At 56.0% G+C, this 22,138-nt stretch carries 24 protein-coding genes, 1 tRNA gene and 2 pseudogenes; 19 read left to right on the forward strand and 8 right to left on the reverse strand.

The features are described 5' to 3' along the window. Position 1: 1 nt before the first annotated feature. From IE105_RS03995 to gspM, 8 genes are read left to right on the forward strand one after another with little or no spacing between them, the layout of a single operon-like run. Positions 2-1,219 carry a type II secretion system F family protein gene (locus IE105_RS03995; protein ID WP_189495654.1) on the forward strand — a complete coding sequence of 406 codons (1,218 nt, stop codon included), beginning with the start codon at positions 2-4 and terminating at the stop codon, positions 1,217-1,219. 10 nt (positions 1,220-1,229) lie between these two features. Continuing rightward, a complete protein-coding gene (gspG, locus tag IE105_RS04000; protein WP_189495656.1) occupies positions 1,230-1,676 on the forward strand; it encodes a type II secretion system major pseudopilin GspG in 447 nt (148 codons plus the stop codon). Beyond that, a complete protein-coding gene (locus IE105_RS04005) occupies positions 1,651-2,148 on the forward strand; it encodes a prepilin-type N-terminal cleavage/methylation domain-containing protein (RefSeq protein WP_189495658.1) in 498 nt (165 codons plus the stop codon). The genes gspG and IE105_RS04005 overlap by 26 nt, the downstream gene beginning before the upstream one ends. Then, the gene (locus IE105_RS04010) at positions 2,145-2,567 is read left to right on the forward strand and encodes a type II secretion system protein (protein ID WP_189495660.1); all 423 of its coding nucleotides are present in this window, start codon (positions 2,145-2,147) and stop codon (positions 2,565-2,567) included. Before IE105_RS04005 ends, IE105_RS04010 begins: the two co-directional genes overlap by 4 nt. After that, a complete protein-coding gene (gene gspJ / locus IE105_RS04015) occupies positions 2,564-3,196 on the forward strand; it encodes a type II secretion system minor pseudopilin GspJ (protein WP_189495662.1) in 633 nt (210 codons plus the stop codon). Before IE105_RS04010 ends, gspJ begins: the two co-directional genes overlap by 4 nt. After that, positions 3,189-4,253 (forward strand): type II secretion system minor pseudopilin GspK, encoded by a 1,065-nt coding sequence (gene gspK, locus IE105_RS04020; protein ID WP_189495664.1) that lies wholly within the window; start codon positions 3,189-3,191, stop codon positions 4,251-4,253. Before gspJ ends, gspK begins: the two co-directional genes overlap by 8 nt. Next, positions 4,250-5,302: a type II secretion system protein GspL gene (gene gspL, locus IE105_RS04025; RefSeq protein WP_189495666.1), complete on the forward strand. Its 1,053-nt coding sequence runs from the start codon at positions 4,250-4,252 to the stop codon at positions 5,300-5,302. The genes gspK and gspL overlap by 4 nt, the downstream gene beginning before the upstream one ends. Beyond that, positions 5,299-5,754: a type II secretion system protein GspM gene (gene gspM / locus IE105_RS04030; RefSeq protein WP_189495668.1), complete on the forward strand. Its 456-nt coding sequence runs from the start codon at positions 5,299-5,301 to the stop codon at positions 5,752-5,754. Before gspL ends, gspM begins: the two co-directional genes overlap by 4 nt. Before the next feature lie 142 nt (positions 5,755-5,896). Here the strand turns inward: gspM and lptB are convergent, their stop codons facing one another. The 3 genes from lptB to lptC are packed head-to-tail and all read right to left on the reverse strand — an operon-like array spanning position 5,897 to position 8,465. Beyond that, entirely contained in the window at positions 5,897-6,706 is an 810-nt protein-coding gene (gene lptB / locus IE105_RS04035) for an LPS export ABC transporter ATP-binding protein (RefSeq protein WP_189495670.1), read from the reverse strand. A 2-nt stretch (positions 6,707-6,708) separates the two neighbouring features. Next, positions 6,709-7,257: an LptA/OstA family protein gene (locus tag IE105_RS04040; RefSeq protein WP_189495672.1), complete on the reverse strand. Its 549-nt coding sequence runs from the start codon at positions 7,255-7,257 to the stop codon at positions 6,709-6,711. 8 nt (positions 7,258-7,265) lie between these two features. Beyond that, positions 7,266-8,465, reverse strand: coding sequence for an LPS export ABC transporter periplasmic protein LptC (gene lptC / locus IE105_RS04045; protein ID WP_189495674.1), 1,200 nt, complete (start codon positions 8,463-8,465; stop codon positions 7,266-7,268). Between the two features lie 183 nt (positions 8,466-8,648). On the opposite strand from lptC, the gene IE105_RS04050 reads away from it, so the two are divergent. Both IE105_RS04050 and IE105_RS04055 read left to right on the forward strand, forming a co-directional pair. Next, positions 8,649-9,608 (forward strand): IS1595 family transposase, encoded by a 960-nt coding sequence (locus IE105_RS04050; protein WP_189495676.1) that lies wholly within the window; start codon positions 8,649-8,651, stop codon positions 9,606-9,608. Between the two features lie 285 nt (positions 9,609-9,893). Continuing rightward, positions 9,894-10,160 carry a CRISPR-associated protein Cas2 gene (locus tag IE105_RS04055; protein WP_189495678.1) on the forward strand — a complete coding sequence of 89 codons (267 nt, stop codon included), beginning with the start codon at positions 9,894-9,896 and terminating at the stop codon, positions 10,158-10,160. A 48-nt stretch (positions 10,161-10,208) separates the two neighbouring features. Here IE105_RS04055 and IE105_RS04060 read toward each other — a convergent pair whose 3' ends face one another. Beyond that, complete coding sequence (locus IE105_RS04060) at positions 10,209-10,478, reverse strand: hypothetical protein (RefSeq protein WP_189495680.1); 270 nt, start codon at positions 10,476-10,478, stop codon at positions 10,209-10,211. Positions 10,479-10,885: 407 nt separating this feature from the next. Continuing rightward, positions 10,886-11,062 (reverse strand): hypothetical protein, encoded by a 177-nt coding sequence (locus tag IE105_RS04065; protein ID WP_189495681.1) that lies wholly within the window; start codon positions 11,060-11,062, stop codon positions 10,886-10,888. A 158-nt stretch (positions 11,063-11,220) separates the two neighbouring features. Between IE105_RS04065 and IE105_RS04070 the strand changes: the two genes are divergently transcribed. Genes IE105_RS04070 through IE105_RS04080 form a run of 3 tightly spaced genes read left to right on the forward strand, consistent with a single transcriptional unit; the run spans position 11,221 to position 13,384 of the window. Beyond that, positions 11,221-12,513, forward strand: coding sequence for a Y-family DNA polymerase (locus tag IE105_RS04070; protein ID WP_189495683.1), 1,293 nt, complete (start codon positions 11,221-11,223; stop codon positions 12,511-12,513). Continuing rightward, complete coding sequence (locus tag IE105_RS04075; RefSeq protein ID WP_189495685.1) at positions 12,510-12,779, forward strand: single stranded DNA-binding domain-containing protein; 270 nt, start codon at positions 12,510-12,512, stop codon at positions 12,777-12,779. Before IE105_RS04070 ends, IE105_RS04075 begins: the two co-directional genes overlap by 4 nt. Positions 12,780-12,826: 47 nt before the next feature. Further along, positions 12,827-13,384 carry a DUF1697 domain-containing protein gene (locus tag IE105_RS04080; protein WP_189495687.1) on the forward strand — a complete coding sequence of 186 codons (558 nt, stop codon included), beginning with the start codon at positions 12,827-12,829 and terminating at the stop codon, positions 13,382-13,384. Between the two features lie 3 nt (positions 13,385-13,387). Here the strand turns inward: IE105_RS04080 and IE105_RS04085 are convergent, their stop codons facing one another. Next, positions 13,388-14,017, reverse strand: a complete 630-nt coding sequence (locus IE105_RS04085) for a ribonuclease D (protein ID WP_189495689.1) — start codon at positions 14,015-14,017, stop codon at positions 13,388-13,390. Between the two features lie 102 nt (positions 14,018-14,119). On the opposite strand from IE105_RS04085, the gene IE105_RS04090 reads away from it, so the two are divergent. The 3 genes from IE105_RS04090 to IE105_RS04100 all read left to right on the forward strand — a co-directional run bounded on the left by IE105_RS04090 (position 14,120) and on the right by IE105_RS04100 (position 17,669). Then, positions 14,120-15,163 (forward strand): bifunctional transcriptional activator/DNA repair enzyme AdaA, encoded by a 1,044-nt coding sequence (locus IE105_RS04090; protein ID WP_233353977.1) that lies wholly within the window; start codon positions 14,120-14,122, stop codon positions 15,161-15,163. 111 nt (positions 15,164-15,274) lie between these two features. After that, positions 15,275-16,774: an RNA polymerase factor sigma-54 gene (gene rpoN, locus IE105_RS04095; RefSeq protein ID WP_189495693.1), complete on the forward strand. Its 1,500-nt coding sequence runs from the start codon at positions 15,275-15,277 to the stop codon at positions 16,772-16,774. A gap of 73 nt (positions 16,775-16,847) precedes the next feature. After that, the gene (locus tag IE105_RS04100; RefSeq protein ID WP_189495695.1) at positions 16,848-17,669 is read left to right on the forward strand and encodes a DUF1295 domain-containing protein; all 822 of its coding nucleotides are present in this window, start codon (positions 16,848-16,850) and stop codon (positions 17,667-17,669) included. Here IE105_RS04100 and IE105_RS04105 read toward each other — a convergent pair. Further along, on the reverse strand, positions 17,596-18,471 hold the full coding sequence (locus IE105_RS04105; protein ID WP_189495697.1) for a sterol desaturase family protein: 876 nt from the start codon (positions 18,469-18,471) through the stop codon (positions 17,596-17,598). The genes IE105_RS04100 and IE105_RS04105 overlap by 74 nt on opposite strands. A 111-nt stretch (positions 18,472-18,582) precedes the next feature. Here IE105_RS04105 and glpK point away from each other — a divergent pair. Next, positions 18,583-20,043: pseudogene (gene glpK, locus IE105_RS15620) on the forward strand (glycerol kinase GlpK). 31 nt (positions 20,044-20,074) lie between these two features. Next, positions 20,075-20,151: transfer RNA gene (locus tag IE105_RS04115), tRNA-Ile, on the forward strand. A 1,098-nt stretch (positions 20,152-21,249) separates the two neighbouring features. Here the strand turns inward: IE105_RS04115 and IE105_RS04120 are convergent. Beyond that, positions 21,250-21,432: pseudogene (locus tag IE105_RS04120) on the reverse strand (IS6 family transposase); the annotation flags it as partial. A gap of 315 nt (positions 21,433-21,747) precedes the next feature. On the opposite strand from IE105_RS04120, the gene IE105_RS04125 reads away from it, so the two are divergent. Next, positions 21,748-22,107, forward strand: a complete 360-nt coding sequence (locus tag IE105_RS04125) for a BufA1 family periplasmic bufferin-type metallophore (protein ID WP_189495699.1) — start codon at positions 21,748-21,750, stop codon at positions 22,105-22,107. The last annotated feature ends 31 nt before the right edge of the window (positions 22,108-22,138 follow it).

The following is a 22,138-nucleotide window of genomic DNA, read 5'->3' on the forward strand; positions in this document are numbered from 1 at the left end:
CTTGGACGCGTTTGACTATGCCGCGCTTGACGCCTCTGGCACGCGCCGGAAGGGAACGCTTATGGCGGGTTCGGCGCGCGCCGCACGCGATCAATTGCGCGCGCGCCAACTCACGCCAGTTGAGATCAAGCCGTCGCGACAAAAATCGAATAGCGGCGAACGCGAAACGGCCGCAAAAGGCGGTCGGATCAAACGCGCCCATATCACGCGTGCGGCCCGGCAGCTGGCGATCCTGATTTCGGCCTCAACGCCGGTCGAAGAAGCCTTACGTATTACCGCCCTCCAGTTTGAGAAATCCCGCCTACGGGGCGTACTGCTGGATGCGCGCAGCCAAGTGATGGAGGGCGCGCGCCTGTCAGAAGCCTTAGCGCGACATGCGGATGTTTTCGATTCGTTGTTCACGTCGATGGTCGCGGCGGGCGAAACGGCGGGGCAACTCGGCCCTGTGCTGGAACGCCGGGCCGACGACATGGAAGCGGCCGATGCAATCCGGCGTAAAATACTCGGCGCGACGGTCTATCCGATCCTGCTGCTCGCAATTGCGCTGATCGTCACGGTGATTTTGCTAACGCTGGTCGTGCCTAAAGTGGCGGAACAGTTCACCATATTAGGGGAAGAGCTACCGCCCCTCACGCGCGGAACGATTGCGGCGTCTGAGTTTTTACAATCAAATTGGTGGGTGATCTTGATCGTGATCGGCGGGGCTTACGGTCTGTTTTCTGTTTGGAAACGATCCGAGGCGGGGCGTCGTCAATGGGATGGGACGAAGCTGCGCCTGCCGCTCATCGGGCGGATTATCCGAAATCTCGAAGCGGCCCGATTTTCGCGTACCATTGCAGGCTTAATTTCGGCCGGGACTCCGGCCTTGACCGCGATGGAAACGGCCCGGCACACGCTTCGTAACGTCGTGATGCGCAGGGCCGTCGGTGACGCTGCCTTGCGGGTTCGTGAAGGCACAGCGATCAGCGCAGCACTCAAACAAACACATGTGTTCCCGCCACTGGTTGTGCAAATGGTGCTCGGCGGCGAGGCCTCCGGCAAGACCGGGCCGATGTTCGCCAAATCTGCGGATTATCTTGAAGGCGAGTTCGAAGCGGCCACGCAAATCTTTCTCAGCTTATTAGAGCCGCTTATTATTATCGTGATTGGTGGGATTGTGCTGTTGATTGCGGCCGCGATATTCCTGCCGATCCTGCAACTGAATACGCTTAGTTTTTAGGAGTTCCGCCATGCAAAAACCCGATATAGAAACCGCCCGTCGATCAATGGATGATGGTTTCACCCTGACCGAAGTCCTTGTGACCATGGCCATCATTGGCCTGCTGGCGACGGGCGTTGTGCTGGCGGTGCTCCCGCGCCTTGGCGATGCGTCGATCACCAAAGCCCGCGCCGATATCGCGTCTTATGAAACCGCGCTAGAATTCTATCGCCTCGATCATTTCCGCTATCCGAGTGAACAGGATGGATTGCAGGCGTTAGTCGAAGCCCCGTCGAGCGTGGACGCCGCCAAATATCCGGACGAAGGCTATGTGCAACAACTCCGCGATGATCCGTGGGGCAATCCTTATGTCTATCGCAATCCGGGTGAAACGAGCCCGTTTGATCTGCTGAGCTATGGTGCAGATGGGCAAGAAGGTGGGGAAGGCCCGGATGCCGACATCACCAATTCGCAATAAGGCTGACAGGCATAATAATCGTGAGGCGGGTTTTTCTCTGGTCGAACTGCTCGCTGTGCTCGCGATCCTGTCGCTTATGCTAGGGGCCGTAGTCTTGAACTTACCGAAACCCCGCAGCGAGACGGACCGCGTGAGCGCCGCGATCACGGCGCAAGTCTCGCGGTTTTTAGACGACGGTGTCGTTGCCGGTGAGATACGCGCGCTGGGCCTGGATGCAGACGCGCTGGTGCTGTTTCGACATGACGGACGCAGCTGGTCGCGCGCGGTGGACCTACCGTGGCCGGAAGACGCGCGGGTTACGCTCAACCGCAACGGGGACCGCATAGAGCTGCCAGAGACTGCTGAGCCGACGTTGCTGTTTGAACCCTATGGCGCGGTTCCGGACTTCACCCTGACATTCGCTGCGCGGGACGGACAATATATCCTCCGTGCGGATGAGCGCGGACGGGTTATCCGGACGGTCGAGCGATGAGACGCTTGAGCAATGACGCGGGCAATGATGCGGGTTTTACTCTTGTTGAGGTGCTGGTCAGCCTCGCCATTTTCAGCCTCGCCATTGTCGGGTTGAACCGGGCGGCAACATTGGCTGTGTCGGGCACGTCGGCGTTACAATTCCGAACCCATGCGGGGTTTGTGGCAGATAATACGGTTGTTCTGACGCGCATCGCGTCACTGGAATTGGGCATTGAACGAACAGAGGCGGTATCCGGCGGAATGGATTTTGACGTCGTCACGGAAACGAGTGATACCGAGCAAGCCGGATTTTACGAAATCACCGTGCATGTGTTTGAACGCGACAAAGACCGCATTCTGTCGGACCGTCGCGCCTTTCGATACGAGTCCCAGACGCAGATCGTCTCCACGACCTCTGACGAGGGGGGCGACGAATGACGGCGCAACTGCCTCATAATCCTGACCGCGAGGCTGGTTTCACGCTGGTTGAAGTGCTGGTCTCTATGTTTATTTTCTCGCTTATCAGCCTCGGTACGTTGATCGCCCTGACCGCAACCTTGGATGCGCGCGAACGGTCCGAGGCGAAGATTGAACAAATTGAACAGCTGGCTGCCGCCCGCCAGATTATGGCGGATGATTTCGCGGCAATGACACTGCGCCATAACCGCGACGGGCTGGGCGGTTTCATCGACCTCTCGCGCGAGGCGGTGCAAACAGACCGCTTTACGTTGACCCGTCGCGCTCGCCCCAATCCCGACGGAATTTTTGCGCGCGGCGACTTGCTCCGTGTGTCGTGGCGCGTTGAAAATGGCCAGTTGATCCGAGCGTTCCTGCCGCATGAAAACCCGGCCTATGTCGAACCGCCAATTGACCGCATTGTGCTCGATGGGGTGGATGCGATGGTGGTGGAGCCTGCGGAGAGGATAGATAGCATTCAGACGCTTCTATCTCAAGTTAGGCGCGGAGAAACGGCCGGGTCAACGCTTAGCGCGAACGCGATCTCAATTACATTGACCCATGCTGACGGCACCACAACGCAGCATATTTTTGAGACGCCGGATGCATAGTCGCGCGCGATCCGATGAAGACGGAACGGTGCTCCTGAGCACGCTCCTCGTGCTGAGCCTGATGAGTGCGGTTGCGCTGGCCTTGCTCGCGACGGTGCGCACGTCTGTCGTTCGCACGTCCGCGCTTAACGCGCGCTCACAAGCGGATCTCTATGCGCAAGGCGCGCGTGATTTCGCCCAGAGTCAGATCGATCTTGTTGCGGGGGTCGAGGGCGCAGCGCTCAATGCACAGCTCCGCAGCGGAGATCCGATTGTGCTGCCGTTCGATAATGGGTCGATCACCCTGGCCGTTAGCGACGGGACGCATTGTTTCCGATTGAGCGCCTTATCCAGTGGAGCTGGACTGGGGTCCGACACGGCGCAGCAACGCTTTACATCCCTTATGCGGGCGATTGGCGTCGATCAAAGTCGCGCGTCTAGCATTGCCGCTGCGGCTGTCGATTGGGTCGACACGGATAGCCAGACGCGGGCGGGCGGGGCGGAAGACGGGACTTATTTGTCACGCCAAGCGGCGCAGACATGGAGGGGCGGCGGACCGCACCGAACAGCGAATGTCCCGATGCAATCGGTGACGGAGCTACGCGCGATCAATGATATGGATGAGGCCTTGTTTCGTCGCTTGTTGCCGCATGTCTGTATCGGGACGCCCGGAACGCAGACCCGGTTTAATATCGACACGGCGGAGGCGCGCCACGCGCCCGTTTTAGCTACAATATTGGGCGGCGGGCCTCAGGCCGAACAGATTGCGGTTGATCTGATCACGGCGCGTCCTGATGACGGGTATGGGTCGTCGGACAGACTGCTCGCGGCCCCCGCATTACAAGGCTATGATAATCCCGCCGCGCAACTCAGTGATATCGTGTTTGCTCCCCACCGGATTGTGGCGGAAACGATCATTCGATTTGGCCCTGTCGAACAGATGCAGTTATTGGCCTATGAAGGGCTAGACAGCGGGCAACCTGCGCTTTCATACCGAGCGTGGGGATGGGACGAATTTCCGTCTGTCACTTGGGCACAGCAAGAGCCCACAGCCGATCAGGGAGGGGAAACCCCATGACAGACATGGTTTTAATCCTGCCAGATGACCCGAACGGTGAGACACTGCTCGCTCGGCGCACACGCGACGGAACTGAAACTGTGCGCGGTGATATTGAGACGCTGTCCCCGATGCTGCGCGCGCCCTATGCGATTGTTCTTCCGGGCCAACATGTGCGGGCGTTTTTGACGGACTTACCGGAGAAAATTCGCGGTCCAGAACGGGTAAGCGTCGCGCGTTTCGCGCATGAAGATCGACTGGCGACTGATTTGGATGATTTGCATATTGTTATTGGGTCGGGCGATCCCGCGCCAACCGTGATGATTGCGCGTAGGGTCATGGCCGCGCTGTTAGAGCGTTTTGATCCGCACTTTATTTATGCCGATTTTGATGCCTTGTCGGGCTTGGCAGGGGGGCCGGTCCGCCTTCTTGACCGTGTCGTGACACCGGGGCCGCAAGGCGATGCCGTTGACCCCGACTGGGCTGAGACATCTGGCGCGGTCTATGATGATGAAACGGTGGCTCGGGCGCTGTTTGATCGGATCGACAGTGGCGTAGCGCTCAATTTGCGCAGCGGGGCCTATCGCCGCCGCACGCAAATACAGGCGGGACCTTGGGCGCGGGTCGCGGCGGCCGCGCTCGTCTGCGGTCTGCTTGGCCTCGGTCTGAGTGTAGCGAATACGCGGGCGACACAGGCGCAGGCTGACGCCGTACAAGACAAAGCGCGGACGCTTTACACGCAAGTGACGGGACAGGCCGCGCCAGATAATTTAGCCCGTGCCGCGCGGCAGATGGGTCCGTCGGACACGGATCCGGCGGCTTTCCTCGCGCTGTCGGATACGCTTTTTACCGCGATGGCCGCTCATCCCGATATAACGGTTGAGCGGCTCTCCTATGAGCTCCGAGAAAATAGCCTCCGGTTACGCCTGATTTATCCGGGGTTCGAAGCTGCGGGGGCGTTGGAACGCACTGTTGCCGCATCTGGCGCAAGTTTTGTGACTGGCGGCGTGCGGGAACAAAATGGCCGTTTCATTGGGGATGCCTCGTTGAGCTTAGGGGGCGGGTCATGATCGCTCAGTTTTCAAGCTGGTGGGACGGTCGCGAGCCACGCGAACGGCTTTTGCTCGCGGTTTTGTCCGCTCTGGTGGCGGTCTTTCTGATCCTTTTTGCCGTGGTTTTGCCGCTCCAAGCGACGACGTCTAAGGCGCAATCTGATCTCCTCCGGGCTAAGGCGAACCTCGCGCTCGTATCACGCCTGTCGCCGGACCAGGGAACTGCGGGACCGCGGGCGCCGTTTGATCGGTCTGTCCTCATCACGGTTGCCCGCGCGCAAAATGTCAAGCTTACGCGGGTGCAGCCGGACGGGGACGGCGCGTTTTCTGTCTGGATTGACGAGGCCGAGACTCAAGCGCTTTATGGCTTTTTCAATGATTTGATCGGCGCGTATACGGTGACATTGGACCGCGTGGTGGTGAGCACAGATGCGAATGGCCGATTAAGTGCGCAGTTTACAGTCGGATAAACGTCAACGCGAGGCTGTGGCGTTGGCTTCGGCACAATAATTCTGGGTTGAAAAAGGGCCTTAAAGGCCCTCGTTCGGTCCGAACGTAACGATACCACGCGTACAGCCTTTCCCTATCGGTCGGAGCGGATGTTTTCGTTAATTAGGCGTATTTTTCGCCCAAATAGACCCGCCGCACATCTTTATTCGCCCGGATTTCGTCGGGTGTGCCTTCAAACAAGGCTTCGCCCTGGAACAGGATAGACGCGCGGTCGACGATGTCGAGAGTTTCGCGGACGCGGTGATCGGTGATGAGGATGCCTATACCGCGTTTCTTGAGATAAAGCACCAACTCAGAAATATCGGCAATCGCAATTGGGTCGATTCCGGTAAACGGCTCATCCAGCAGGATGAAAGACGGGCGTGAAGCGAGGGCGCGCGCGATTTCGACGCGGCGACGTTCCCCGCCTGACAAGGCGAGCGCTGGCGATTTGCGAATGTGCCCAATGTTGAGCTCGTCCAGCAGCGCATCGACATTATCGTTCCACTTGGAGCGATCTTTTTCCGTCAGCTGCACGACGGCTTTGATGTTTTCTTCCACCGATAGCCCGCGAAAGATCGATTGTTCCTGCGGTAGATAGCCGACGCCGAGGCGCGCGCGCTGATACATCGGCAGCCCGGTAATATCTTGACCATCGAGCGTGATCGAGCCGCGATCGGCCTCAATCAGGCCCATAATCATGTAGAAACTGGTGGTTTTTCCCGCGCCGTTCGGACCCATCAGGGCCACAACTTCCCCGCGTTGCACGGTCAGGGTGATGTCTTTGACCACGACACGGCCGCGGTAAGCTTTGCCGATATTATTTGCGGCCAGACCCGAGGCCGGCGGAGTCACGACTATAGGTTCGGACGTCAAGCCGGATTGATCGGTCGGATGGGGCGAGCCATCAGGATTCGCGAGCGTATCCGTCATGACTAGCTGCTTGTCGCCGCGGCTTGTGGGGTATTTTTGATCAAAATTGCGACTCGGCTCTGCCGTCCACACTGGCGACCTTTACACTCTGAAATCACGCGCGCTTTTTGCGAGCCAAGCTCATAAATCAATCGGGTGCCGCGCACGACACTGTCTTCTTGGGTCAGGATGACGTTGCCGGTGACTTCGAACGTGTCTTCCACCGCCATATAGACACCTTTGTCGCCGCGCACTTCTTGTGTCGGCGTGATGTAAAAGAAATTGCCTGTGGCGACGATGCGTTCAATATCACCCGCCGCTGTTCCGACAGAGGGCGTACCACCCGTGCTGCTCGGTTTGCTATAGATCACCATCTTATCCGCTAAAATTCGGACATCGTCTTGCCGCGCATCGACTTGCCCGGTGAGCGTTGTCACGCCCTTGGACGAGACAGCATCATCGGCATAAAGCTCAATATTACCGCCCGCAGCCCCCGCAAATTGCGCGTGGGCTGAGCCCGCAAAAGCGAGCGCGGCACAGGTGCCAGCTATAAGACGAAGAACGGTTCTCATAATCTACCCTAATTCTCGATGACGATCCGGGTTCGGTCGTCCGTGCCGCAATCCCGGCCTTGGCACTGACCGGAAAAACGGATTGTCTCTGTTACTGTGTCATAGACGAGGCGGTCGGTCGAGACCGTGTTGCCGCCCGGCTGCACGACAGTCACTTTGCCTGTGACGGTCATCAATGATTTGTCACGCTCATAAACACCCTTGTCGCCGCGTACGTCATTGTCTTCCGAGACGTAGCGAAAGTCACCGACTGCGATAATCTCGCGCACAGCGCCAAGCCGAATTGTCCCCGCGGCGGCGGCGGGGCTATCCGCTTGATCGCGAAGGATCGTCATATCGTTGGAATAAATCGTTGACCCGTCCTGCACGACAATAACATTCCCGGCCAGATCGGTTGTGCCGCCAACATAGGTGGCTTGATTGGCACTCACATTAATGGGGCCATCGCCGTCAAAGCCAAAAATCGGACGCGCGATTGCCGCACCGCGTTCAGGCGTTCCGCGCAGGCCTGCCGCATTATCGCTGTCGCGATTAATGATGCCATCCATACCGTCCTTAAAAATAAAGTTGCGGTAATTATCAAGGATCTCATAGGCATTACCATTGACCGTGCCGAAATTCCCGACGCAGGTAATCGGCTCGTCACCAATAATACGTTTTTCGCGTGCAAAGATCCGGGCGTGGGAGGTGACGCAGCGGTAGCCGTCATCCGTTTCGAGCACGACATTCTGTCGTTCGCTCTCCGGCTTGGTTAAATCGGTGCGCAGATTAAGGATTTTATTGACGTCATCATAGGTGCCGCCATCCGCCTCAACAAAGCTGCTCTCGGCCCCATCTGCGCGAATGAATTCCAACACCGGCTTGACCAAGGCCACTTCGGTGCGGCTTTCCAACTGCCGGGTGGCAGAGTCAGATGTCAGGTAAAACGGTAAATTATCCGAGGTGCGGCCGCTATAGCGCGGGTTGATCATACGCACGGATGTATCCGGATCGTCCTCGATCACCTGTTCATTGCTCTGGGTGACAAAGTAATAAATCAGCAAGGCGACCAAGGCCCCCGAGGCCCCAATCAACATCCGCCGAAGAAAGGCGATCCTCTGTGTATGTTTCCGTGCCGCAGCCAAGGTGAGCGTGCGTTTTGGCTCCCATAGGCCCAGCGCATCGCTCGCGGCGTGGGACCGTATCGGCAAGTCAGGATTTAGCGACATATCAACCATCTTGCGCGTCGCTATACAGACGCGAGGCCGCCTTGGGTAGACCCGGTTTTCGTGGATGAGGGGTTTGTAACAGGGGCGCAGCGCCCCGTTCGTCTACAGAAGGATGCAGAGTGTTAGGAAAATAGTGGCTATTATATACTTGACAAAGCAGGCAAATACAGTCATTAAACTGGCATGACCGCCGATATCTACAATCCCATCTTTCTCGACAAAGAAGCCGCTCGCCTTCATTTGGAAGCTACGCGGTGGCCTGAAGGCGCTGTCTGCCCGCATTGTGGCTCATTCAACGCCCGTGAGCTTAAGGGTAAGTCTCACCGCGCTGGCCTTCGCCAGTGTAACGAGACTGAATGCCGTAAGCAGTTCACCGTCACCGTTGGGACCGTGTTTGAGCGCTCTAAGGTTCCTTTGAACAAGTGGTTGTTGGCGACGCACCTGCTCACGTCTTCTAAGAAAGGCATGAGCGCGCATCAAATTCACCGTATGCTTGGCGTCACCTACAAAACCGCATGGTTCATGTGTCACCGCATCCGCGAGGCTATGACTGACACGACGCCGCCCCCTATGGGCGGTCCTGATAAGATCGTAGAGGCTGATGAGACCTATTATGGCAACAAAGTGAGCCATAAAAAGAAACGCGCTATGAAGCGCTCTGCTACGGCAAAAGGCACTAAGGGCGGCTTCTCTGGCGTCGGCAACAAATACACCGTCGTTTCGCTTGTCGAACGTGGCGGCTCAATCCGTTCTTTCCATGTGGACCGTGCAGATCGCGCTAACATCCGTGAAATTCTTGTTCGCAACGTCTCGCGCAAGTCTAACCTTATGACGGATGAAAGCCGCCTCTACACAATCGTAGGTGAGGAATTTAATCGTCACAGCAAGGTCAATCACTCACGTGGCGAATATGTGCGCGGAGACGCCTACACAAACACGCTAGAGGGCTACTACAGCATCTTTAAGCGCGGCATGGTCGGCACGTATCAGCATTGTGGTGAAAGCCACCTACAGCGCTACGTCACAGAGTTTGACTTCCGCTACAATGGTCGCGCTTTGAACGATAATGAGCGCCGTGATGCGTGTTTACGCGGCATCGAGGGCAAGCGTTTAACTTATCGGCGGACTAATAAAGCCGCGTAAAGGACGACGCTTTTCTAATCACTGGGGTTGGGTTCCGAGCTGGGAACGTAAGTAGAACATCCTATCCACACTGACGCTATTGCGCACAACCTTGAATCGTGCAGAGTCCCCGTGACGACCTTACGAATCAATGAGGCACAAGACGTTAGCGCGTCTTGTGCCTCGGTTTGAAGGTCTCCGCTTAACTTGTTGAGAGCGACGCGGATACTTCGGAATGGAAACGCAACATGCATTGTAAAACTGAAAAGTCAATTCGCTCTCTTCTTGCCATCAAGGAGAAAACCAATGGCTTACTACGCTATCAGCTACCAGCTTAACAAAGAAAAAGACTACCAGAAACTATGGGACGAACTTAAACGTCTAAACGCCCATAAGGCAATGAACTCGTTTTGGTTCTTAGACTTAACTACAGATGAAACTTCAGTGGTCAGAGATCACTTCAAAGGTTTCAAAGACGATGACGACGCAATCTGCGTTGTAAAAATTGAAAGTAGCCCTAAACATCATATGGCATTCAAGGGGACGAACGACTGGATAAGTAAGCGCTTCTAGTTTTCCAAGTCTGCTTCATAAACAGGACGGACGCCATAACGGCGTTCGTCAATCCAAATCGTTAGCCGCAGAAGACTTGCTATTTTTCCGAGAACCTTTTTTCTCATTTTTGGTCTCCTTGAGCGTCTTATTTTCCTTAGGCGGGCTTTCGAGCATCCGCCGGAGTGTTTCTTGAAATTCCTGAGTTGGTTTGGTCATGGGTAAAATCGCAAAAGGGTTGGTAAAAACCGCTCCGTTTAAAACGAAACGCACGCAAGAAATACATCCGACCGCCTTAAAATTAATCAAAAAACATAAACGCCAGATTGGGGAGGTCATCTACCACTGGAACGCCGCTCAAGGCTCACTCTTTTTCGTTTTTTGGGCCTTACTGGACGTTGAACACGAGGCCGCATTAAGTATGTGGCACTCAATTCAAAACGATACCACCCAACGTAACCTTCTTAAAAGCCTAGCTAAGGACACTAAGACACATACACAAAGTGTCCGAAGGTCCATTCTATGGGCCTGCACGATGATGGATGATCTCGCCGTCCAAAGAAACATTGCCACCCACGTCCAAGTATACCCAATGAATGGCGGTCTACGCCCTAATGACGCAACCTCCCAACCAAGGGCCGTCAAGAGATCCACCCAGAACCCTATGGACTCAATATGGCGTGACTTGCGCGGCGACTTAATCGCTATTGAGAACTATGCTGGCGGTCTATGGTTAGATGTGATCGCTAAATCTTCGCGACCATGTCATCATAGACCAGTTTTACGATGCGCTCCAGCGAGGAAGCTGGCCACCCGTCCAAAGCGTCGGGCAAGTGGTAAGTCAAAACGTCAACTCCCGCCTCAATCATCGCCTGAGTAACAACAACCTCTTGGTTTTTATCGTCTTTCTTTAGCGACTGCATTATTCTGCTTTCTTAAGTATATAATAGCCAAAATAGTCCTTTCTTTGTATGTTCACTTTATGTTCTAGTGCTTGAGCGGCCAGACGGGCGGCGCTTCGACGGGGCCAAAATGGGGCCGCTGTGTCGGGGCGGCAGATTTATGAATGGGATGAAGCGCTGTGCGCAAGCCTGACACGATTGAACATCTCTATCTGGATTTCGACAGCTTTTTTGCGAGCTGCGAACAACAGCGTGACCCGGCGTTACGCGGGCGTCCCATCGGCATTACGCCGACGACGGGGAATGCGAGTTCAGGTTTTGGCGCTGTCATCGCGGCCTCGCGAGAGGCAAAACGGGCGGGGGTGCGCAATGTCTCCAGCCAAAAAGAGGCGCGGGAAATCTGTCCGGATATTATATTCGTCGACCAAGATCCGGCTTTCTATCGCGAAATGCACCACGGGGCGCAGGCCTCGATTAAGTCGGTGCTGCCGATTGGCAAGGTTATGTCGATTGATGAGCTGTCGTGTCCGCTATCGCCGGCGCAGATTGCTGATCCACTGGGCACGGCGCACCGTATAAAACGGGCCCTCGCAGCGGGGATTGGTCCGCATATCACCGCGTCGATCGGGTTTGCACCGAATGGCCATCTCGCCAAAATCGCGTGTAAACAGGATAAACCGGATGGGGCGACGATCTGGCGGCCCGAAGATTTACCCGCCGCGATGCTGCATATTCCGCTCGGCGGGGTGCCGGGGATTGGGTCGGGCATGACCCGTCGTTTGGACGCGGCCGGAATCACGGACATGGCAGGTTTGCTCGCGACCTCACCCAAGCAATTGCGACACATTTGGGGCAATGTCGCGGGCGAACGATTTTGGTACGCGATGCAAGGCCATGAGGTTATTACGCAGAAATCAACGCGCAGTATGATCGGTCATAGTCGCGTGCTGCCCGCGAAATGGCGCGGCACGGACGCGCCTTACGGGTGCGCGCGCATGTTGCTGACAAAGGCCGCGCGCCGGCTGCGGCGCGAAGGGTTCTACGCCAACACGCTGTATGTCAGTGCGAAAATCCGTATCCGCCCGGGGGCAGAGCCGAAACGTTGGGCTGACAAGATCGCGCTGCATAGCGCCAATGACGACCGGACGTGCCTCAAAGCGTTGGACCGTATGTGGCAGCCGCTGGCCGCGCATTTGGCGAGACTGCCGTCTGTGAATATCGCCAATATTATGGTCAGTTTTTCAGGTCTTGTGCCGGAAGGTTCGCGCCAGCTCGACTTCTGGATCGGCGATGACCCAGACCGCAAACGCTGGGAACAGATCACAGCCACTATCGATCAGGTCAATCTGGCGGCGAACCGGTCCTTGATTACGGTCGGGCCGTGGTCGCCGCCGCCGGGCGGAAATGCAGGCGGTAAAATTGCCTTTACGCGCGTGCCCGAAGCCGAGGATTTTTGGGAGGATGCTCAATGAGCTGGAAGACACACCTGCAACTGTCCGACCTCAGTCCGCCAGAACGGATTGAAATGATCTGTAGCGGCTGCGGCCATGTGACGAAGATCCATCCGGGCGATCCGTTGATCGACACGCATGGTCATCTTTATCTGGATGAGCTGGAACGCCGCGCGCGATGTCGCCGTTCGGCACTCAAAGGCCGCGCTGGCGGCTGCGGAACCGCTATGCGCCTGCTGCTGTGTAGCAATGCTGAGACCCATGCCTTTCAGGCGGGAATTGCGTGAACTGGAACGGCATTCTCTTTTGGACAGCCGTCAGCTAGCATAGGGTCATGACGCTTTTTATCAGTTTGCTCCGGGGTATAAATGTCGGGGGACGAAACAAGCTTCCCATGGCTAGCCTGCGGGACTTGCTCAGCGGGATGGGCTACGCGGACGTTCAAACCTATATCCAAAGCGGAAATTGCCTGTTCCGATCTGCAGAGGATGATCCGGATGTGATATCGCAGAATATTGCAAGGGCGATAGAGGAAAGTTTTGGCTTTCGGCCACACATTTTGACGCTGACACAGGCTAGGTTGGACGCTGTTATCGCCGCCAACCCTTATGGTGAGGCCGCCGAAGCAGACCCGAAAACTGTCCATGTCTATTTCATGTCTGCCGCGCCAACGGCGCCAGACATCACAGCGCTTGATACTATAAAGACCAGCAAAGAGCGGTTCGAATTGAACGGAACAGCGTTCTATCTGTACGCGCCGGATGGGATTGGGCGGTCAAAACTCGCGGCCCGGGCCGAGGCGAAACTGGGCGTTCCCGCGACAGCACGCAATTACCGGACGGTCTTAATGCTACGGGATCTTAGCCAGCAGAGCTCACAGTCGCCAACATAGCGTTTAATCAGGCCGGCGCATGCGGTGGCTGAAGATATCAACATCGTTCCACCCAAGCAGGTCAAGGCGGCAGCGGGTGTTGAGGAAGTCAAAGCAACTTTGCGCCACGTCGAGGCGACCTTCGCGCACAAGGCGCGCCGTCAGGATAGTCCGTAACTGGTGCAAATAAAGCACATCAGACGCCGCGTAGCTCAATTGCGCGTCGGTAAGTTCGTCTGCGGCCCAATCGCTGCTCTGTTGTTGCTTGGAGAGATCAACGCCGAGCAATTCCTTGCAAATATCTTTTAGGCCGTGGCGATCCGTATAAGTCCGAACCAGGCCAGAGGCGATTTTAGTGCAGAAGATATTATGCGTGTCGACGCCCAGATCCCGCTGCATGATGGCGACGTCAAAACGGCCAAAATGGAAAATCTTGGTGACGTCCTGATTGAGCAATAAGGCTTTTAGGTTCGGTGCATCGTAAGCGTTCCTGTCCATCTGCACGATATGTGCGTCGCCGTCGCCGGACGATAGCTGCACAAGACAGAGCTTATCGCGCACGAGGGACAGGCCTTGCGTTTCTGTATCAATGGCGACCGCGCGCCCAAAATCCAGCCCATCGGGCAAGTCGTTTTTATGGAGATGATTTGTCATTGGCGCGACCTAAAGACTTAGAGCTAAAACAACAATGCTAAACAACAATGCCCGATTTTCGGCGGCGGGCCGTGTGGCGACATGGTAGGGAGGGGTATGTTAATGCCAAACGACCACGAAATATATCAGGCTTTCCTGACCCGAACTGATTTCCCCGGGGTCATCATGGGGGTCCGAACCACGGGAGTATTCTGTCGTCCCGGATGTCCGGCGCGCATGCCGAAATTTGAGAATTGCGAATTTTACGAAAGCCCTGAGGCGGCCCTCCGGGCGGGCTATCGGGCGTGTAAACGCTGTCATCCGTCGGGCGAAGACCACGCCTTGATGCTCGCCGTGATCGCGCTGGTCGAAGATAATGAAGATGGCCGAGTCGATGAGGCGGCGCTGAAACGGGCGGGGATTGATCCGTCAACGGCGCGACGAAAATTCAAACAGAGGCTCGGCATGAGTGTCGCGGAATATGCCCGCCTGAGACGGCTCGGATTGGCGGCCAAAGCTATGGCAGGCGGAGCCAGCGTGATTGATGCGCAGCTGGACGCAGGCTTTGAAAGCGCATCCGGATTTCGCGCGGCTTACGCCAAGACGTTTGGGGCGGCGCCCGCGAAAGGCCAAGCGGACCCGCTCTTTGTGGACTGGTTGGACACAGCGGAAGGCCGCATGGTGGTCGTGACCGATGATCGCGCGCTCTACCTGATTGAATTTGTCGACCGAGTGAAACTCCCGCGCCAATTTGAACGGCTTCGGCGGATTCACGGCCGTGCCATTGTGCCGGGAACGACAGCGATCACAGAGATAATCCGACAAGAAATGGACGATTATTTTGCGGGGACATGTCAGAGTTTCTCGGTTGCGATCGAAACAACTGGGACTGAATTTCAGGACGGTGTCTGGGACGCGCTGCAAACCATCCCTTACGGTGAAACATGGAGTTACGCCGAACTGGCCACCGCCATCGGTAATGACAAAGCCGTCCGGGCTGTGGCCTCGGCGAATGGGTCGAACGGTCTCGCCATTGTTATCCCCTGTCACCGTGTCATCGCGACGGGAGGCGGTCTTGGCGGCTACGCCGGCGGGATAGAGCGCAAGGCCCGACTGCTAGATCTGGAGCGCACACACCGGGCCCTGCGAGATGGGGACCTCTTCTAACCCTTTGCTAACCCTATCCCTTAGGCCGACCCTAAGGCTTTTCCCCTATTCCACCGTCCCAAGCTGGTCCGATGATGAGATTGGCATGGTGCGTGGAATAAAGGTGGAGCAATGGCGCTAGCCCCAAGAATTGTCGCAAGGCAAACGCAAAGTCTGGCGATGACGCCACAATTGCAACAAGCGATTAAGCTGTTGCAATTGTCCAATATTGAATTGGCCGCGTTCGTCGAAGAGCAAATGGAAAAGAACCCGCTGTTGGAACGCGGCACGGGGGAAGAAAACCGTCGCGGCGAAGATGTGTCCGACGCACCAACACCGGATGCCAGCCTGCAAATGGATGTTCCTGGTGCGGCGGAATCCGACCTTGACGCGCCCTCACATTGCACAACCGACCACAGCCCGGGTGAAGCCATGACCAACCAAGGGGCGGATGTCGGGGGCACGATTGATTTTTCCAAAGGCGCGAGCTCCGGCGGATCTATGTCCGAAGGGTTTGATATTGGCGCCAATGCGGTCGCCGAACTGACGTTACAGGATCACTTACGCGAACAATTTGCGCATCTTAATCTCTCGGCGGCGGATCGTCCGGTCGCAGATTATCTGCTCGGCTTGCTCGATGATGCGGGCTACCTGCGTGACGAGACCGAGGCTTTGGCCTTGTCTTTGGGGGTGTCTGCCGCGCGGATCAGTTCTGTCATTACGCAGTTGCAAACGATGGAACCCACCGGCGTCTTCGCCCGGTCTTTATCTGAGTGTTTGGCGATGCAACTGGCCGAGACAGACCGTCTGGATAAAGCCAATGAAATTCTGCTCGATAATCTTGAGCTGTTGGCGCGGCATGATTTCCCGAAGCTGGCGAAATTATGTGGAATCGAGCTTGATGATCTGAAAGCGCGAGTGCTGCATTTGCGAACGCTTAGCCCCAAGCCGGGTATGGCCTATGGCGGCGGTGCGATTTCGGGCCTGGAACCTGACGTCTTCGTGCGCGAAACCCCAACCGGTGGGTGGGCCGTCGAATTAAATAGCGACACCTTACCGCGTGTGCTGGTCAACAAACGCTATTACCGCGAAATTAAAGCCGCGTCGGGCGACAATGAACAAGCGCGTGAATTCCTTTCTGAATGTCATCAAACCGCCAGTTGGCTGGTTAAAAGCCTCGATCAACGCGCGCGAACCATTTTGAAAGTTGCGTCCGAGATCGTGCGCCAACAGGATGCATTTTTTGCCTTTGGCGTCGATCACATGCGCCCGCTTAAGCTCAAAGATGTGAGCGAGGCGATTGAAATGCACGAAAGCACGGTCAGCCGCGTCACGTCCGGGAAATTCATGGCAACACCGCGCGGAACGGTCGAGCTTAAGTTCTTTTTCACGGCGTCGATCCCGTCCACCTCGGGCGGAGAAGGCCATAGTGCGGAGTCAGTGCGGCACCGCATTCAAACGCTGATCGAAGAAGAAACAGATGTCAAAAGCGTCAAGTCCGATGACCGGATCGTGGAGTTACTTCGCGGTCATGGCGTAGACATCGCCCGGCGTACTGTCGCGAAATACCGTGACGCTTTGGCGATCCCAAGTTCGGTCGAACGGCGTCGCATTATTCGCAATAAGATTTAGCGCGCGTTTCGGCGTGCGCCGGAACAAGAACAGGCCTTTACAGCGTCATGACGTCTCGTGCTAAGCGGGTTTCATGATCGCACTTATCTATCTCATCCACATTGCCGTTGTTATTTTTGGCGCCGTGACCCTCGTCTGGCTGATAAGCGTGCTGGCGCGCGACGCCTCGATCATCGATATTTTCTGGGGCTTTGGTTTTTCCCTTGTTGGCCTGACGTGCCTCTATCTCGCGAGCGGACGCTTTGACATCATACCCTCACCCTATCTGTTGCTCATGGGCCTTATGCCGATCGTGTGGGGGCTCCGGCTCACGCTATATTTGGCCAAACGGAATCTGGGTCACGGCGAAGACGGGCGTTATATCGCGATGCGTAAACGCTCCGGACTCGCGGAAATGACATGGCGTCTGCGCGCGTTATTCTCAATCTACTGGGGTCAGGGCGTGCTCATCTTGATCGTGTCAGCCCCGGTGTGGGTCGCTTTTGCCAACGGCAAAACAACAGAGATCGGTGTGCTGGCGATAATCGGCGCGCTGATGTGGATCGCGGGCGTCTTGTTCGAAGCCATTGGCGATGCGCAACTCGTCTCCTTCCTCAAGAAGAACGCGGATTATGACGGGCCGTATGAGGATAAACCTGTGCTCGACACGGGCCTGTGGGCGTGGACGCGTCATCCAAATTATTTCGGCAATGCTTTGCTCTGGTGGGGCATATTTGTCGCCGCCTGTTCCGTGCCATGGGGTTGGGCGTCGATTGTCGGCCCGCTGATCATGACGACGCTGCTGATGCGCGTTTCAGGTCGCGATTTGCTGGAACGCAAACTCAAAAAACGTCCGGCTTACCGCGACTATGTCGAACGGACATCGAGTTTTGTGCCACGGCCACCGCAGACTTAGTCTCAATCGGCGGGGCGTTGATTGGGGCGACCGGCCCCGCTTTCACCAAGCCCCGGTCCGTCCCACAGACCTTATCCCAGAACCGAAAATAAAGCCCGTAATTCCCTTTGAAATTCGTATGATGCAGGTTGTGGTGGCTGGCCGTAATAATGTGACGGCCCCACCAGCCCTCGATCCAGCGTTGGGGATACACTTCCCAACCCGCATGATTAAAGACGGAATTGATCGTCATCAGCATTAGAATGACGAGCGCGGTGGCCCAATGAATCGGCACAAATAAGGCCATGACCGGCAGCAACCAGGCGGAGCTTACGGCTTCAATTGGATCAAAAGAAAAGCTGGCCCACGGGGTGGGCTGAACACTACGGTGATGGCCCGCATGCGTGTGTTTGAAGAGTTTTGGATGGTGCATGAATCGGTGCGTGGCATAGAACCAACTGTCTTGCGCAAACAGGTAGAGCACGGCGCTGGCCGGCAGCCAAAGCCATGCGCCCAGCCCGACGGGCAATCCGCCATAAATCGCTGATCCGCCCGCTTTCCACATTTCCAAGACAATCGCGGCAGGCAAGGCATAGATGAACCCGCTAATGACTGAGAGACGAATTTCATTGGTGATGGTCGCGCGCGTCGGGTCGCGTTTGGACAGGCGTCTCGCATAGTATATTTTATTCGGCGCGGGCGTCCGCTGCCACAAAGCCCAATGGATCGGCGCGACAATGGCAAAATAGCGCGCAATAATGATCGCGCTTAGACCCGCATAGGTCGCCACAAATCCCCACAATGGTATTGGCCATCCGTCCATAGCGTGCGCGTAGCCGCTGCCGGAGATCAGCGCAATAAAGCGCCGGAGCAATAAAAAGTCTCCGGAATAAAGAGACGCTTGCCGCACGGGATTGGCGCGGTAGGAAGGGGCATGTCCGACGTTATCCTTTCTATCGACCAGGGAACGACCAGTTCCAGAACGCTTGTCGTCAGTGCTGAGGGCGTTATTTTGCATGCCGAGCAGCAAGAGTTCCCGCAGCTCTATCCACAAGACGGTTGGGTTGAACATGATCCTGAGGCAATCTGGACCACAATAAAGGCCACCTTGAGCGCGTGCCGCGCTTGGTGCGGCGAGAACGATCACGCTCCCATTGCCATTGGCATCACCAATCAACGGGAAACGACGTTGGTGTGGGACCGCGCCACGGGCGAATGCCTTTACAATGCCATTGTTTGGCAGGACCGCCGTACGGCGGCGCGTTGCCGCCAGCTCGCGGGCGCGATGCCCGCGGCGCAGCTACAAGCCAAGACAGGCCTGCTGCATGATCCCTATTTTAGTGCGACCAAAATTGCGTGGATTTTGGATCATGTTGACGGCGCACGCATGCGGGCTGAACGTGGCGAGCTATGCTTTGGTACGGTCGATAGTTTCCTGATTTGGCGACTCACAGGCGGCGAAGTCCACGCGACCGACGCAACAAACGCTTCGCGCACCAACCTATTTAATATTCGGGGCAATGCGTGGGACCCGGAATTGCTCGCGCTATTTGGCGTGCCCGCGGCCGGATTGCCGGATGTGCGCGATTGTGTTGCCGATTACGGATCATGGGACGGCATCCCCATCTGCGGTGTCGCGGGCGACCAGCAGGCCGCCGCAATCGGACAGCTTTGCGTGTAACGTGGCGATATTAAATCAACTTATGGCACGGGCTGTTTCGTGATTTTGAACACGGGCGAAAATTGCCTGAGCTCGAAAAACAAACTGCTCTCGACCATTGCTTACCGGATCAATGGACAGACGTCTTACGCGCTCGAAGGCTCGATCTTTATTGCGGGCGCAGGCGTACAATGGCTGCGCGATGAAATGAAATTGATCGATCACGCGTCGGAGACGCAGGCCATTTGCGAAGGGCTGGAGGGTAATCACGGCGTTTATCTGGTCCCGGCTTTTACCGGTCTGGGCGCACCCTATTGGGACCCTGACGTGCGCGGCGCGCTATTCGGGCTAACGCGTGATACGGGTCGCAAACATGTCGTGCGCGCCACAGTGGAGAGCGTGGTCTACCAAACCCATGACTTGTTCGCCGCGATGGCCAATGACGGGGCGCATCCGAAGTCATTACGCGTTGATGGCGGCATGGTGGCCAATGATTGGATGGTCGGGCATTTGGCGGATGTGCTGAACCTGCCTGTCGAGCGCCCACAAATCCTCGAAACCACAGCCATGGGCGCGGCCTATCTCGCTATGATTGGGGTCGGTATGGTGGGCGGGCTGGATGATCTCGCGACCCTGTGGAACCGCGACCGTCTATTTGAGCCAAATATGCTACAAAAGACCCGCAACTCCCTCTTGGACGGCTGGGCGGACTGCGTTAGACGGCTGCTGGCCTAACGGCGTGCATCCTCACAAGAGCGAGGGCCGTGGGGGGATAGCTCAACTGGTTAGAGCCACCCGCTCATAACGGGTTGGTTGGGGGTTCAAGTCCCTCTCCCCCTACCAACAAGTCACTGTTTTTATTAGTTATTTTGATTAATGATGCAGAGAGTCATGTGCAAATTAGGCCGCTCGTATCTCATTTTTTGTTCGAGATGATTACAGAGACTCAGGTTTTCTTTGATTCGCCCTTAAATTGGTCTCTGCTGAAAATTTTAACTGAATTCCTAGCGTAGTTTCAGTGGGTTAGAAGTCATCTCTTGGTGCTGGGTTTGTGTGTCTCCCCGACTACCACGCACCTGGCGCTTTCGGCGATCAATTCACGGACAGTGAGAATAGCCCCTACTAACGGGGGTTTAGCCCGATACTGGACTATAAGAGACGCTCAGAGAGGAGCGAAAAGGGTCGATATCCGAGCCATTTGGCGAGGCGTCTCAGATCACTGATTTTAGGATCAACTCGTTTAGCAGCAGGTGCTGAGAGGATAGTGGGTTAAGCGGAGACGCCGAAGAGAATCGCTTGGTCATTCCAGCATGCAGGGAGCTTTCCTGCGGATGCCTTGAGGGACTTGACCGTCATCTCGATGGGATGACGTCCGGCTACAATCTCGCTAACAATCTTGGGAGACATAAATGCGAGGTTCAGGATGCGGCTGACGTCAGCTTTATCTAGGCCGTGCTCCGCTCCGATTTGCAATTGGGATGTATAGCGTCCGAACTTTAGACCTTCATACCATTCACGACCCATAGCGATCAGCTTGATTAGCTCTTGGTCTGGCTCCCCGAGAGCCTGTCCGCCAATGACCAACTTCGCCTCGACGCCCCGCCGTTTCAGTTGAAGCGGATAGTCTAAGGTGATGACTGCATCTACTACATTATCGGTCTCTGGCGGGGCCTGCGTTTCGGTCGTCAGCAGTTGGTTGCGTCGAAGCCGGAGCGTCAGTTGAGTTGGGTTAATGCAGACACGCTCTACTAGATCAATGAGGGTGGCTCTCTGGGTCTCACGCCCGGTGTCCGTAAGACGTGTCGTTAGCTCAGCTGCATGGGTTCCTAGGTTTGAAACTTGATTTGGCGTGAGGTCTTTCAGATTTGCCAACTCTATGATGCGCAAAGTATCGGACAAAAGATCCGTAATCCCGTTCAAGACAAGCTCTTCGATCTGCTTTGCGAAGACGGGACCGAACCGGTCGACCCAGAGACGGATACTCTCATGGCAGACGTCGACCCCACGTTCATGCAGCAGGTCTTCCACATTCCTCAACGAGAGCGGGAAGCGGACGTACATCATCACGGCGAGTTGGATAACTTCCCGAGACGTTTTGAAGTAACGAAACGGGTTCGGGATCATGACTGGAATCTAACACACCTCAGCCGACGGAACACTTTCCCCTGAAAATTCCATTCCGGGCCATGTGACGACCCTAGCGTATCATTGCGAAGGCAAGTTCCTCTTGCAACGCCGTGGGTTCAATCAATTTAGGCTGACCTTCGCATCTAGCCATTTTCACAAAGGAAAATTTCGCCCATTGATCGCGGCCCGTTCTCGCTCTTGTGATATCCCGTTCCCAATAGGTGATTGGCAGTTGATCACATTCGAAGTTACCGAAGTGTCGTCATCGAGTGCTTTTTGTTTCGATGCAGATAACTTCAAAGGAACTTTATTATGTCCCACGCCTCACTCATCTCAAAATCCGTCATTCTAGGTCTTGGCCTCGCGGCGGCAGCCACGACGTCATACGCAAAACCCAATTCACAGCTTACCCTTTCCGAGAGCGCTCCGACTAGTGTCCAACAAGCATTTTCAGCTTGGCAGCAAGGCGACCGCCTCGAAGGCCGGAAGGATAAATGTTACGGAATCGCTTTAGCTGGCGAAAATGACTGCAAGGCCGGAAAAGGGACAAGTTGCGAAGGCACGTCTACCGCTGATTTCCAAGGCAATGCATGGACATATGCGCCGCGCGGCACATGTGAGTATATTGTGACACCTGCAGGAGCGGCCTCCGTTGACACAATTGACCGCTAATTTCGGTTAAAGAACAAAACCTCGGACCAAC

The sequence above is a fragment of the Algimonas arctica genome (genome assembly GCF_014652695.1).
In the GTDB taxonomy this organism is placed as follows: domain Bacteria; phylum Pseudomonadota; class Alphaproteobacteria; order Caulobacterales; family Maricaulaceae; genus Litorimonas; species Litorimonas arctica.